13 protein-coding genes are annotated in these 13,158 nt (G+C 61.8%); 5 read left to right on the forward strand and 8 right to left on the reverse strand.

Translation table 11 applies throughout. From position 1 onward, the window contains the following. Nucleotides 1-101: 101 nt before the first annotated feature. On the reverse strand, nt 102-1,091 hold the full coding sequence (locus tag ATY77_RS29560) for a polysaccharide deacetylase (RefSeq protein ID WP_088690031.1): 990 nt from the start codon (nt 1,089-1,091) through the stop codon (nt 102-104). A gap of 124 nt (nt 1,092-1,215) precedes the next feature. On the opposite strand from ATY77_RS29560, the gene ATY77_RS29565 reads away from it, so the two are divergent. The 3 genes from ATY77_RS29565 to der all read left to right on the forward strand — a co-directional run bounded on the left by ATY77_RS29565 (nt 1,216) and on the right by der (nt 4,025). Further along, nucleotides 1,216-1,800, forward strand: a complete 585-nt coding sequence (locus ATY77_RS29565) for an NnrU family protein (RefSeq protein WP_088690032.1) — start codon at nt 1,216-1,218, stop codon at nt 1,798-1,800. A gap of 103 nt (nt 1,801-1,903) precedes the next feature. Next, nucleotides 1,904-2,587, forward strand: coding sequence for a tetratricopeptide repeat protein (locus tag ATY77_RS29570; RefSeq protein WP_088673002.1), 684 nt, complete (start codon nt 1,904-1,906; stop codon nt 2,585-2,587). Between the two features lie 16 nt (nt 2,588-2,603). Beyond that, nucleotides 2,604-4,025 (forward strand): ribosome biogenesis GTPase Der, encoded by a 1,422-nt coding sequence (gene der, locus ATY77_RS29575; protein ID WP_088690033.1) that lies wholly within the window; start codon nt 2,604-2,606, stop codon nt 4,023-4,025. 237 nt (nt 4,026-4,262) lie between these two features. Here der and ATY77_RS29580 read toward each other — a convergent pair whose 3' ends face one another. Continuing rightward, nucleotides 4,263-4,700: a MarR family transcriptional regulator gene (locus tag ATY77_RS29580; RefSeq protein WP_088690034.1), complete on the reverse strand. Its 438-nt coding sequence runs from the start codon at nt 4,698-4,700 to the stop codon at nt 4,263-4,265. Between the two features lie 163 nt (nt 4,701-4,863). Here ATY77_RS29580 and ATY77_RS29585 point away from each other — a divergent pair, with 163 nt between their 5' ends. Further along, nucleotides 4,864-5,877 carry an alpha/beta hydrolase gene (locus tag ATY77_RS29585; RefSeq protein ID WP_088690035.1) on the forward strand — a complete coding sequence of 338 codons (1,014 nt, stop codon included), beginning with the start codon at nt 4,864-4,866 and terminating at the stop codon, nt 5,875-5,877. Nucleotides 5,878-5,946: 69 nt separating this feature from the next. Here ATY77_RS29585 and ATY77_RS29590 read toward each other — a convergent pair whose 3' ends face one another. Together ATY77_RS29590 and ATY77_RS29595 are read right to left on the reverse strand one after the other, a co-directional pair. Beyond that, nucleotides 5,947-7,128 carry a glycosyltransferase family 1 protein gene (locus ATY77_RS29590; protein WP_088690036.1) on the reverse strand — a complete coding sequence of 394 codons (1,182 nt, stop codon included), beginning with the start codon at nt 7,126-7,128 and terminating at the stop codon, nt 5,947-5,949. Between the two features lie 238 nt (nt 7,129-7,366). Then, the gene (locus tag ATY77_RS29595) at nt 7,367-8,407 is read right to left on the reverse strand and encodes a glutamine synthetase beta-grasp domain-containing protein (RefSeq protein WP_038690487.1); all 1,041 of its coding nucleotides are present in this window, start codon (nt 8,405-8,407) and stop codon (nt 7,367-7,369) included. Between the two features lie 433 nt (nt 8,408-8,840). On the opposite strand from ATY77_RS29595, the gene gstI reads away from it, so the two are divergent. After that, on the forward strand, nt 8,841-9,032 hold the full coding sequence (gene gstI / locus ATY77_RS29600) for a glutamine synthetase translation inhibitor GstI (RefSeq protein ID WP_088690037.1): 192 nt from the start codon (nt 8,841-8,843) through the stop codon (nt 9,030-9,032). Nucleotides 9,033-9,119: 87 nt separating this feature from the next. Here gstI and ATY77_RS29605 read toward each other — a convergent pair whose 3' ends face one another. The 4 genes from ATY77_RS29605 to ATY77_RS29620 all read right to left on the reverse strand — a co-directional run bounded on the left by ATY77_RS29605 (nt 9,120) and on the right by ATY77_RS29620 (nt 13,158). After that, nucleotides 9,120-10,043 carry a sugar kinase gene (locus ATY77_RS29605; RefSeq protein ID WP_280950775.1) on the reverse strand — a complete coding sequence of 308 codons (924 nt, stop codon included), beginning with the start codon at nt 10,041-10,043 and terminating at the stop codon, nt 9,120-9,122. A gap of 185 nt (nt 10,044-10,228) precedes the next feature. Beyond that, a complete protein-coding gene (locus tag ATY77_RS29610; protein ID WP_088690039.1) occupies nt 10,229-10,570 on the reverse strand; it encodes a hypothetical protein in 342 nt (113 codons plus the stop codon). Between the two features lie 607 nt (nt 10,571-11,177). Then, nucleotides 11,178-12,164, reverse strand: a complete 987-nt coding sequence (locus ATY77_RS29615) for an oligopeptide/dipeptide ABC transporter ATP-binding protein (RefSeq protein WP_088673009.1) — start codon at nt 12,162-12,164, stop codon at nt 11,178-11,180. Then, on the reverse strand, nt 12,157-13,158 hold the full coding sequence (locus ATY77_RS29620) for an ABC transporter ATP-binding protein (RefSeq protein WP_088690040.1): 1,002 nt from the start codon (nt 13,156-13,158) through the stop codon (nt 12,157-12,159). Before ATY77_RS29620 ends, ATY77_RS29615 begins: the two co-directional genes overlap by 8 nt.

Consider the following 13,158-nt stretch of genomic DNA (forward strand, 5'->3'; position numbering starts at 1 on the left):
CCGCTGACATCTCTATTCCCTCTTCTCCCCAGCGGGGAGAAGATGCCCGTTAGGGCGGATGAGGGGGCTAAACGGCACTACCCCTCACTTTTAAAACACCGTCACAGCCCCGACGTCTGCTGCAGTTTGCCGCGCGCCTCGATCATCGGGATCGCTTCCGAATAACTCACGCAGGCCACATCCGCCCGGTGGCAGACATCGCTGACGAGCCGGTCGAGTGCGCGCCAGTAGGCGCCGCCGTTCATTTCGACGAAGTGGAAGCCGAGCTGGAGGGGGATGCGGTTGCCGTCATATTGGCGTTCGAAGGCCTGGGAGAAGGCGGCGTAGGCGCGGTCTTCGAACTCCTTGGAATCCACCGCGTCTTCCTCGCCCTTGGAGTGGCGGACGAAGAGGTTGTAGTCCATGCCGATGATCGGTTTTTCGTTCGGGCCTTCGGGGATCAGCGGCAGGCCGAAGCGGATGATGCCGTTTTCCTCGACAGGCATGGCCGGGTCTTTGGTGACGAGGCTCGCATCATAGGTTAAGCCCGCCTTCTTTTCGGCGGCGATCATATCGGCGCCCGCCGTCGCGGAGAGGTAGGGCGCGCGAAAGCCCTTGATGCCGTGATCGACGAGATCCTGCCAGCCGGCTGGCTCGTCGAGGCCGACGCTCTTCCAGGCGTTTTTCAATGTCGCGTGAAAGGTTGCGTATTCGGCCGACCAATCGGCTTCGCTCCATTGCCGGCCATCGAAATGGCCGCAGGCATGGCTTGATATGTCGTGGCCTTCGAGATGGGCGTGCCAGATATTGCCGAGGCGTTCGCGGATCTCGTCATCGCTTTGCGCGAAGCCGACGTTGGATTTGCCGCGTTTCTGGTGCGGCGCCTGATACGCCTTCTTCGCCGCCTCGTTCATGAGGAAGGTGCAGGAAAGGAAATAGGTGAAATGGGCGCCGTTCTTAGCGGCCATCTCGCGGCTCTTCAGCCAGAGCGCATTGTCGTGGGCGCCGTCGAAGGAGACGATGACGAGCTGCTTCGGCCGGTCTGCCGCCCCTGCCATTGCAGGCAGAAGGAACGAGGCAGCCAGACAGGTGGCGAGGAGAGGACGAGACATGGGCACCGCGACAATTTGTTCGCGGCTTCCCTCCGATAGAATTGCGGCGAAGCTGCGGTCTCAACTGGTATTTTTTCCCGTCAGCCGCTAAGTCATGACAAACTGCGCGGAAGGGAACCTCCCAATGGCATTGCTCATCGTCGGCATCGTACTTTTTCTCGGCGTGCATCTAGTGCGAGTGGTGGCTCCGGGCCTGCGCCGCTCGATGATCGCAAGCCTCGGCGAACGGGGCTGGCGGGCCGGCTATTCGATCGCGAGCATCCTCACGCTGATCCTCTTGATCTACGGATTCGGGCAGGCGCGTCAGGTGACGGGCATGCTCTACAATCCGCCGGTCTGGACGGCGCATATCGCGATCACGCTGATGCTGATCGCGATGATCTGTCTCGTCGCCTCGCTGCTGCCGGCGGGGCATATCGCGACGAAGACCAAGCATCCGATGGTGTTGTCGGTGAAGATCTGGGCGCTGGCGCATTTGCTCGCCAATGGCGAGACCTCGTCGGTCCTGCTGTTTACGGCGTTCCTCGCCTGGGGCGTGATCCTGCGCATTTCGCTGAAACGCCGCGAGCGGGCGGGCGAAATTTCGCTCCGGCCCTTCGTCTCTGCCAAGTACGATCTCTATGCCATCGTCATCGGCATCGTCGCCTGGGCGCTGATCATCTGGAAGCTGCACGAATGGTTGATCGGAGTTTCGCCGCTCGTGATGTGACGAATCTTTCATATCCCCCTTACAACCGCGGCAAAATGGAGTAGAAGGCCCGACAATATGCATCCTGCATAGTGTGTGGGTATTTCCGCGGCCGGAGACGAGAATGGCATTCAACGACGACAGCTTCATCCGTGAAGTCAATGAGGAATTGCGGTCCGACCAGATGAAGGGCGTCTGGCGCCGGTTCGGCCGCTATATCATCGTCGTCGCCATCCTGATCGTCGTCGGCACCGCCGGCAAGGTTCTGTTCGAATATTGGGACGATACCCGCTCCTCCGGCGCTGGCGATCAGTTCCTGGCGGCGATGAAGCTTGCCGACGAGAACAAGAACGACGAGGCGCTGGCCGCGCTCGACAAGCTGGAGAAGGAAGGCCACGGCGCCTATCCGGTGCTGGCGCGCATGCGGGCCGCAACCGTCCAGGCGCAGAAGGGCGATGCCAACGCGGCAATCACCGCCTTCAACGAGATCGGCAAGGACAACAGCGTGCCGGCCGCCGTGCGCGACGCCGCCAAAATGCGCGCCGGCTGGCTGCTGATCGAGAACGGCTCCTACGAGCAGGTGTCGGCCGCGATCGAGGAAATGGCCGTGCCGGGCAATGCCTTCCGCCATTCGGCGCGCGAAGCGCTCGGTCTTGCTTCCTATAAGGCCGGCAACATGGCGCAGGCCCGCCAATGGTTCCAGTCGATCGTCGACGATGCCGACAGCCCGCGCAATGTTGCCAATCGCGCCCATATGATGCTTGATCTCATTACCGCATCCGGCAAGGCGCCCGCCGCGCAGGGCTGAGTTTTAAGGAAAAAGAATGAGTTTCACGGTCGCGATCGTCGGTCGTCCGAATGTCGGCAAGTCGACGCTTTTCAACCGCCTGGTCGGCAAGAAGCTCGCGCTCGTCGACGATACGCCGGGTGTGACGCGCGACCGCCGGCCGGGTGATGCGCGGCTGATGGGCCTGACCTTTACCATCATCGATACGGCCGGCCTCGAAGAGGCCGACGAGGAAAGCCTGCAGGGCCGCATGCGTGCGCAGACGGAAGCGGCGATCGACGAGGCGGATCTTTCGCTCTTCGTCGTCGACGCCAAGAACGGCCTGACGCCGGTCGATAACGCGCTTGCCGAGATGCTGCGCCGGCGCGGCAAGCCGGTGGTGCTCGTCGCCAACAAATCCGAAGCGCGCGGTTCCGACAGCGGCTTCTACGACGCCTATACGCTCGGTCTCGGCGAGCCGACGCCGATTTCGGCTGAACACGGGCAGGGCATGATCGACCTGCGCGACGCGATCGTCGCGGCGATCGGCGAGGAGCGGGCCTATGCCAGGGAGGATGTCGCCGTCACCGACGTCGACATTTCCGAGACTGCCGACGAGGGTGAGGACGAGGACGAAGAGCCCGCCTATGACGATACCAAGCCGCTCAGGGTGGCGATCGTCGGCCGCCCGAATGCCGGCAAGTCGACGCTGATCAACCGCTTCCTGGGTGAAGACAGGCTTTTGACCGGCCCGGAAGCAGGGATCACCCGCGATTCCATCTCGGTCGAGTGGGATTGGCGCGGCCGCACCATCAAGATGTTCGACACGGCGGGCATGCGCCGCAAGGCGCGCGTGACCGAAAAGCTGGAAAAGCTTTCGGTGGCCGACGCGTTGCGCGCCATCCGCTTTGCCGAGACGGTCGTCATCGTCTTCGATGCGACGATCCCCTTCGAGAAGCAGGATCTGCAGATCGTCGATCTGGTGCTGCGCGAGGGGAGGGCCGCCGTGCTCGCCTTCAACAAGTGGGATATGATCGAGGATCGGCAGGCGGTGCTTGCCGACCTGCGCGAAAAGACCGACCGGCTGCTGCCGCAGGCACGCGGCATCCGCGCCGTGCCGATCTCCGGCCAGACCGGCTGGGGACTCGACAAGCTGATGCAGTCGATCATCGACACCGACAGGGTCTGGAACAAGCGCATCTCGACGGCACGGCTCAACCGCTGGCTGGAGACGCAGCAGATCCAGCATCCGCCACCGGCCGTCTCCGGCCGCCGGATCAAGCTGAAATACATGACGCAGGTCAAAGCCCGCCCGCCGGCCTTCATGATCTCCTGCACCCGCTCGGACGCGCTGCCGGAATCCTATACGCGCTACCTGATCAACGGGTTGCGCGCCGATTTCGACATGCCGAGCGTGCCGATCCGGATTCATTTCCGTTCGCCGGACAATCCGTACGAGTCGAAGAAGAAGCGGACTTAGGGTAGGGCGCCAGTTGGTGCTTGCGAAATATCCGTTCGCGGTGTGCCTGGGACACCCCCCTCTGCCCTGCCGGGCATCTCCCCCACAGGTGGGGAGATCGGCTGGGCGTACCCGCTCGCTCCAACATTAATTGTTTGGGGTGATGCCATCCGCGAGTCGATCTCCCCCCTTGTGGGGGAGATGTCCGGCAGGACAGAGGGGGTGACCCAGGACGGCGTCTATTTGGTCGCCCTGAGCCTAAACGACGCTCCTATCCAACGCCTCGCGCAGTGCCACGATCTCGGCCTGCAGCCGAGTGAGATCCGCTGCATTACGGCCGCTCGCTTCCACGATGCAGCCGGGAATGCCGATCGCCTTTTCCTTCAGGCGCACGCCTTCCTCGCTCAACCGAATGACGACGACGCGTTCGTCCTCGCGGCTGCGGTCGCGCCTGATATAGCCGGCGTTTTCCAGGCGTTTGAGCAGCGGCGTCAGCGTGCTCGATTCCAGGAAGAGCTTTTCGCCGAGGCCGCCGACCGTTTGGCCGTCCTTTTCCCATAGCGCGACCATGGCCAGATATTGCGGATAGGTGAGGCCGAGGGTGTCGAGAAGCGGCTTGTAGACGCGGTTCAGCGCGTGGCTTGCCGTATAGACGGCAAAGCAGATGAAATCGTCGAGCTTCAGCGGATCCTGCATGGGGCTTCTCCAAAACCGATTGATACTATATCGCGCGATAAATAATCGGAAGCGATTTTTATGCATGGCAAGTATGCCAAAATTTAAATTGTCCAATAAATAATCGTGCGCGATATAAAAGCCGTGTTCAGAACGAACATCGAAAAACCGAGAGGACAAGACAATGTCGACCATCAAGACCGCAGTTTCCACAGCAGCACTCCTGGCAGCTTCCGCTGTCGGCGCGCTTGCCGACCCGGTGCTCGAGCCGACAACGCAGAAATTCATCGATAGCCTGGCCGGCGGCAAGCCAATCTATACGCTGTCGCCTGCCAATGCCCGCAATGTGCTGGCCGGTGCGCAGAAGGGCGATGTCAAGAAGCTGGGGGCCAAGGTAGAAGACAAGGTCATCAAATCAGGCCCGACCGGCAGCATCAAGCTGCGGATCGTCCGCCCCGAGCATGCCAAGGGCACGCTGCCGGTCATTCTCTATTTCCATGGCGGCGGCTGGGTGCTGGGCGATGTCGACACGCATGACCGGCTGGTGCGCGAGATCGCCAACGGTGCTGATGCCGCCGTCGTCTTCGTCGATTACGAACGCTCGCCGGAGGCCCGCTATCCCGTGGCGATCGAGCAGGCCTATGCCGCGACCAAATATGTCGCCGAACATGCCAAGGAATTCAAGGTCGACGCCAGCAGGCTTGCGGTCGCCGGCGACAGCGTCGGCGGCAACATGGCGGCCGTGGTGACGCTTCTTGCCAAGGAGCGCGGCGGTCCTGCCATCGGCCAGCAGGTGTTGTTCTATCCCGTGACCGACGCCAATTTCGACAATGGTTCCTATAATGAGTTCGCCAATGGCCCTTGGCTGACCAAGGAAGCGATGAAGTGGTTCTGGAACGCCTATCTGCCTGATGAGGCCAAGCGCAAGGAGCCGACGGCTTCGCCGCTGCAGGCATCGCTCGAACAGCTCAACGGCCTGCCGCCGGCTCTCATCATCACCGATGAAAACGACGTGCTGCGCGACGAAGGCGAGGCCTATGGCCGCAAGCTCAGCCAGGCCGGCGTCAACGTCACCTCGATCCGCTACAACGGTACGATCCACGACTTCGTGCTGCTGAATGCGATTACCGAAACGCCGGCGGTCCGCAGTGCGATCAAGGTCGCGAACGACACGCTTCGCAGCGCGCTGCACAAATAAGCTCGATCGGAGCCCTTGTTTCACGCAATTCCGGAGGCAAAACCGCGTCACGCTTTTGCTGGAATTGCTTTAGTCCGAGGACGGGAGAGGCCCGGCGGTTTCGCCGGGCTTTCTGCTTCTCGGAAGCGACTTGGCGAACTGCCAGGCCTTCTTCCATTTCGGCGTGATGACGCCATTGGCGGCACGGATATTGTTGATGAACTGTGTCGTCGCCGCTTCCCAGGAATATTGCATGGCAAGCGCGCGGGCCTTCTCGCGCGAGGCGGAGAAGGCGGCAAGGCAGGCGGTGCGCAGGTCCGCATCCAGGGCGCCGACCTCGCTGTCCTCGCCGATGATGTCGAGCGGCCCGGTGACCGGATAGGCGGCAACCGGCACGCCCGACGCGAGCGCTTCGAGTATGGTGTTGCCGAAAGTATCGGTCAGCGAGGGAAAGACGAAGACGTCGGCCTGGGCGTAGGCTTTCGCCAGATCCTCGCCGAATTTCACTCCGGTGAAGTGCACGTCTGGATAGCGCTGCTCCAGCTCGGCGCGCGCCGGGCCATCGCCGACGACGACCTTCGAACCGGGCAGGTCGAGATCGAGAAAGGCCGGCAGGTTCTTTTCCAGCGCCACGCGGCCGACCGTCATGAAGATCGGGCGGGGTAGGCCGAAGGGCTCTTCTTCGAGCGGCATGGGATGGAATTGTGCGGCGTCGATGCCGCGGGTCCAGGGCATCAGGTTCTTGATGCCGCGGGCCGACAGCTCGCGGGCAAGGCTTGGTGTCGCGACCATGCAGCCGGCGCCGCCATTGTGGAACCAGCGCACGAAGGCGTAGAGCCAGCTTTCCGGGATCGGCAGGCGGGCCGAGACATATTCCGGGAAGCGCGTGTGATAGCTGGTGGAGAAGGGCATGCGCTTGCGCAGGCACCAGCGGCGGGCGGTGACCCCGAGCGGCCCTTCGGTGGCGATATGGACGTAGGAGGGATTGTGCTTCTCGATCTCGCGGGCGATGCGGCGGTAACTGGCGATCGACAGGCGGATCTCGGGGTAGGTGGGGCAGGGGATGCTGTTGAAGTGTTCGGGGGTCACCATCGACACCTCGACGCCCATCTTCGCCAGTTCGCGATTGGTGTGCTCGATCGAGCGCACCACACCGTTGACCTGCGGATGCCAGGCGTCGGTGACGATCACCAGCCGTTCCGGCAGATTGCCGGCGGACGCAGCTTTGGCCCAGCTCTCGCCGCTGTGAGTGTTTGCCGGACGTTGCAGCATGTCGCGATTTCCATCCGCGTTGCGATCATCTGGCAACGCTCTACCCCTTAGCGGGGTTCCGGAATGGCGATTCCCGCCTCTTTATTTTGAGGCATGAGCATGATGGAAATATTACAGCGCTCTATGAACAGTTACAGAGGCTTAGCGCCGTGCAGCCGGCAATTATGTCGGGAGGAAGAGAGCTTCGGAAGCTCAAAAAGAGACGGCGCCGGCGGGGAGGCCGGCGCCGCTTGGGAGGTTAGGCTGCAGCGGAAGCCGAACCGGAGAGCGGAACTTCCGAGATCGTCTTCAGTACCTGGGAAGCGATCTGGTAGGGGCAGCCCTGCGAGTTCGGGCGGCGATCTTCCAGATAGCCCTTGTAGTCGTTCTTGATGAAGGAGTGGGGTACGCGGATCGAGGCGCCACGGTCTGCAACGCCGTAGCTGAACTTGTTCCACGGAGCCGTCTCGTGCTTGCCGGTCAGGCGCTTGTCATTGTCCGGGCCGTAGACGTTGATGTGGTCCATCAGGTTCTTTTCGAACTGGGCCATCAGCGCTTCGAAATAGGCCTTGCCGCCGACTTCGCGCATGTACTTGGTCGAGAAGTTGCAGTGCATGCCCGAACCGTTCCAGTCGGTGTCGCCGAGCGGCTTGCAATGATACTCGATGTCGATGCCGTATTTTTCGGTCAGGCGCTGCAGGAGGTAGCGCGCCATCCAGATCTGGTCGGCGGCCTTCTTGGAGCCCTTACCGAAGATCTGGAATTCCCACTGGCCCTTGGCCACTTCGGCATTGATGCCTTCGTGGTTGATGCCGGCAGCGAGGCAAAGGTCGAGATGTTCTTCGACGATTTCGCGGGCGACGTCGCCGACGTTCGAATAGCCGACGCCGGTGTAGTAGGGGCCCTGCGGAGCCGGGTAGCCCTGCTCGGGGAAGCCGAGCGGACGGCCGTTCTGGTAGAAAAAGTATTCCTGCTCGAAGCCGAACCACGCATCTTCATCGTCGAGGATGGTCGCGCGGGCGTTGCTCGGGTGCGGCGTGACGCCATCGGGCATCATGACTTCGCACATGACCAGAACGCCGTTCGTACGGGCCGGGTCGGGATAGATGGCGACGGGCTTCAGCACGCAATCGGAGCTGCGGCCTTCGGCCTGCATGGTCGACGAACCGTCGAAACCCCAGAGCGGAAGCTGTTCCAGCGTCGGGAATGCGTCGAATTCCTTGATCTGCGTCTTGCCACGCAGATTCGGTACCGGAGTGTACCCATCGAGCCAAATATACTCGAGCTTATATTTTGTCATCGTGACTCTCTCAAATGCTACGAAGGTGAGCAAATCCGGAGACGATCTCGGCGCATCAGCGCATCCAACCGCCAGGGGATGCACCTATCGAAGCATGTAGCGTGCCAGTTTGGCTGCCGGCGAAAGAAAAATCGAAAATCGGCCCGTTCGCGCGTATTTTTCTTTCCTCGAGAACCGCCGATTTTGGGCGGTGGGAGACCCTATCCTCCGGGAGAAAACCGATTTTCCGCCTTGGAACCAGATGAAAATTTCAGCGTTAGCCCGAAGTGATGAAGTGTTGAACAATTAGGCGGACGCTCGCGGCAGAGACAGCATATTGATCAATCATCATATACTGATGCACACAATTTGTGCAATTTGCATAAACTATGTGCACCGTGCTATGGTCGCAAGCCTTAATGTTGATGCGCCGAATTGAAATGGAGGCGATTTCATGCCCACCGGTTTCCATCGCGAATCCGCAACGATTTACCAGTTTCCCGTCAAGCCGACGCGGGTTCCCAGCCGGTTCGAACGTGCCCGGCTGATGGAGCGTGAAGCAGCCGATGTCTGCGATGCGGCGCTCGACAGCTGCTGGTATCATGACGAGGCGGTCCGCGAGGCGGATCGGCCGACCAAGTCCTGACGTCTTATTCCCCTCGCCGAGGCGAAGATGCCGACAAGGCGGGGAACGCTTGCGCATGGCGTTCGTATACTGGCGTCATGCGCGGGCTTAGCCGCCCTTCAAGCCAAGCTTTTCCGTTGCCACCAACGCGCCGTGTTCACTGACCACGCGGGCTGCAACGCCTGCAGCGAAATGGGCGGCGGCGGTTGCATCGCCTGTTTCCAGATAGGATGCCAGGAAGGCGCCGTTGAAACTGTCGCCGGCGCTTGTCGTATCGACCACCGTCTCGACTTTTTCGGCCGGAACGAAGCTATCCTGGCCGGCGAAATTCAATCTGATGCCATCAGCGCCATTCTTGACCACGACATGGACGGCGCCGAGCGTGCGATAGCGCTGCACCGTCGCCTCGATGGAATCGTCGCCGAAATGGGCGGCCTCGTCGTCGAAGCTCGGCATGACGATCACCGAGGAGCGGGCGCCCTCGCTGATCGTCGCGTGCATCACGTCGTAGCTCGACCAAAGGCGGGGACGGATGTTCGGGTCGAAGACGACGAGCTTGCCGGCGGCCTTGGCGCGGCGGATTTCGGCAAGCAGCGTCGCGGCATCCTCTTGCGGCAGGATGGCAAGGGTGATGCCGGAGAAATAGACCAGATCGGCGCTTTCCGCCGCCTCGCGCAGCAGGTCGGGATCGGCGGCCAGGCTGCGGGCGGCCGAACTGTCCCGCCAGTAGCTGAAGGAGCGCTCGCCGTTCTTCAGGCTGATCATGTAAAGGCCTGGCGTCTTGCCCTTGATGCGGCGGATGAGACTGGTGCCGATACCTGCCTTGTCGATGAAGGCCGCCATCTCGTCCGACATGGCGTCGTCGCCGAGCGCTGTGAAATAATCGACCGACCAATCGGGGCCGAGGCAAGCGCGGGCATACCAGGCGGTGTTGAACGTATCGCCGGCGAAACCCTTTCGCAGCAGGCCATCGCCTGCCTGCGAGAGCTCCACCATACATTCACCGATCGATAGAAACCGTCTTGCGCTCACCTGATCCTCCCGGCATCGGAGCGCCACTGATCAACAGGGCGCTCTATCGCTTTGAATTGACGCTTCATCCGCTGATACGCGGAGCCGGGCGGAGTGACAAGCGCCGATGTTGCGAGCGCCGATGCGATCGGGAATGAAAAGCCCGCCTCCGGCCAAGCGAAGACGGGCATATCGGTGAAGGCTGCTTATTCGTGGATGGTGTAGCTGCCGAGTTCGCAGAGGTCCTGCGTATCTTCGGTCGTGTCGAGGTCCGAGTTTTCATCGAATTCGAAGCGCATGTCGTATTTGCAGACGGTGCGGCCATCGGCGATGGTGATGTTGACGGTCTCGCCCGGATTGAGGACGTTCTCGCCGAAGACATCTTCTTCCCAGCTGTTGACGCCGGTGGGCGAGCTGTAGAAGCGCGTCAGGATGGAACCAGTCCCGTTAGTGAGCTGGAATTTCAGATCCTCGGCATGCGACGGCACGGCAGAAGCCGCGATGACCGCGGCGGCAAGCGCGATCAATCCAGAGACTTTCGATTTCATATATGCGTTCCCCTCGCCCATGATCGGGCGGAGACAGGGGTAGCATATCGCATCTAAATCTTTGTTATCGGAGACTATAGAATCCGAGATAAGTCCGTTTTTGGAACAGTTCACCTTAAAATGGAGGGCGTAATATTCCGAAATCAGTGGAGGCGCTGCGCGCAACTTTCAGGCTTCGTGCCTCAACCATCTGCTTCCGTTCGATAGGGCGGCAGATCCTCGGCGCAAGGCTACAGCTGTCCGGTTTATGCCCGAAAGATGCCCCTCACCCTAACCCTCTCCCCGTAAACGGGGCGAGGGGAGGTGCCCTGCGAGAGGCTGGCGAGGGACCGAGAGGTTGCGGCTTGTCCCCTTCGCCCGTTTACGGGGAGAAGGGGGCGGCAGCCGGATGAGGGGGCTGCCCTCGCCGATCTCCCGGGCCGGGATATCGCGCAGGTATGGAGCGCATGTTCGTGTCCCGACCAGCGAAAAACGCCAGAAGACAATCAATGTCTTCCGTCCAGCCCACATCTTTAAACCGGACAGCGGTGGCACAAGGCCGAGGATGACGTTTTGGGGTGAGATTTGTCATCAATCCGAAGGCTGCCGCACACAGCCGTCGCGCCATTCAGGGCCTGTCCATATGATAGCAGGCCGCCTTCTGGCCGGGGCGAACTTCCTCGATCGCAGGCATTTCCGTGCGACAGATATCCGTGGCCTTCCAGCAGCGGGGGGAGAAGACGCAGCCCTTCGGCGGATTGAGCGGCGAGGGCGGATCGCCTTGCAGGCGGATGCGGGTGCGCAGGCGCGCGAGCTTCGGATCCGGGATAGGGGCGGCGGAAAAGAGCGCCTGCGTATAGGGATGGGCCGGATGATCGAAGACGGTGGCGCAGTCGCCGGCTTCCACCACACGGCCGAGGTAGAGCACCAGCACATCGTCGGAAATCAGGCGCACGACCGAGAGGTCGTGGCTGATGAAGATCAGCGTCAGGCCGAATTCCTTGCGCAGCTTGCGCAGAAGCGTGATCACCTGGCCCTGGATCGAGACGTCGAGGGCCGAAACCGGCTCGTCGCAGATGATGAGCTTCGGTCTGGTGATGACGGCGCGGGCAATGCCGATGCGCTGCGCCTGGCCGCCGGAGAATTCGTGCGGATAGCGGTTGATCATTTCGGGCACCAGGCCGACGGCGGCCATGATCTCGCGGACGCGCTCGAGCCGCTGGGCTTTCGAAAGCTTCGGCTCGAAGACGGTGAGCGGTTCGGCGATGATGTCTCCGACCGTCATGCGCGGGTCGAGCGAGGCGATCGGATCCTGGAAGATGATCTGCATGTCGCGTCGGGCGGCGCGCATTTCCTCCTCGCTGAGGTCGAGAAGGTTGCGGCCCTGCCAGAGGATGCGGCCCTTCTGCGATTTCAGGAGCCGCAGGATGGAACGGCCGAGCGTGGACTTGCCGCAGCCGGATTCGCCGACGACGCCGAGCGTGCGGCCTTCGGCAAGATCGAAGCTGACATTGTTGACGGCTGTCAGAAAGACCGGCGGCTTGAAGAGGCCTTTCGCCGGCAGTTCGAACTGGGTCGTCAGGTTTTCGACCCTCAGAAGCGATCGGTCAGCCATGGTTCAGCAACTCCTCACGACGCGGGAAGGGATGGTAGCAGGCGGCGCAGTGGCGCGGCGCCAGGATTTCCAGCGCGGGCGGACGATCGATGCAATCGTCCTGGACCTGCGAACAGCGCGGCGAGAAATTGCAGCCCTTCGGTAGGTGCTGCAGGTTCGGCGGGCGGCCGGGAATGACGACGAGATCGTCGACATCCTGGTCCGGGCGCGGGATCGAGGCATGCAGCGCCGCCGTATAGGGATGGGCCGGGTTGTCGAAGAGTTCGTCGACCGGCGCCTCTTCGACAATGCGGCCGGCATACATGACGGCGACGCGGTCGGCGAGGCCGGCGACGACGCCGAGATCGTGGGTGATCATGATGAGCGCCGTGTTCATCTCCGCCGTCAGATCGTTGAAGAGATCGAGGATCTGCGCCTGGATGGTCACGTCGAGCGCCGTCGTCGGCTCGTCGGCGATCAGGAGCTTCGGCTTGGTGAGCAGCGCCATGGCGATGACGATGCGCTGGCGCATGCCGCCGGAGAGTTCGTGCGGATAGAGGTGGAAGCGCCGTGTCGGGTCGGGGATGCCGACGCGTTTGAGCATATCGAGGGCTGCCTCGGATGCGGCGCGCGCCGTCAGGCCGCGGTGAACCTCCAGCTGTTCCGTCAACTGCCTTGAAATCTTCAGCGATGGATTGAGCGCGGTCATCGGGTCCTGGAAGACCATGGCCATGTCCTTGCCGCGGATCTGGTCGAGTTCGCGCGGTTTCAGCGACAGCACGTCCTTGCCTTCGAGCAGCGCCTGTCCCGTCGTTTTGCCGTTCTTGGCGAGAAGGCCCATGATGCCGAGGAAGGTCTGGCTCTTGCCGGAGCCGGACTCGCCGACGATGGCGATACGTTCGCCGCGCCGGACCGTGAGGTTCATGTTCGAGACCGCTTTCACCTCACCGTCGGGCGTTGCGAAAGTGATCGAGTAGTCCGTGAGTTCAAGGAGGATGTCTTTTTCCTGAGGCAT

This window comes from Rhizobium sp. R634 (assembly GCF_002211305.1).
In the GTDB taxonomy this organism is placed as follows: Bacteria; Pseudomonadota; Alphaproteobacteria; order Rhizobiales; family Rhizobiaceae; genus Rhizobium.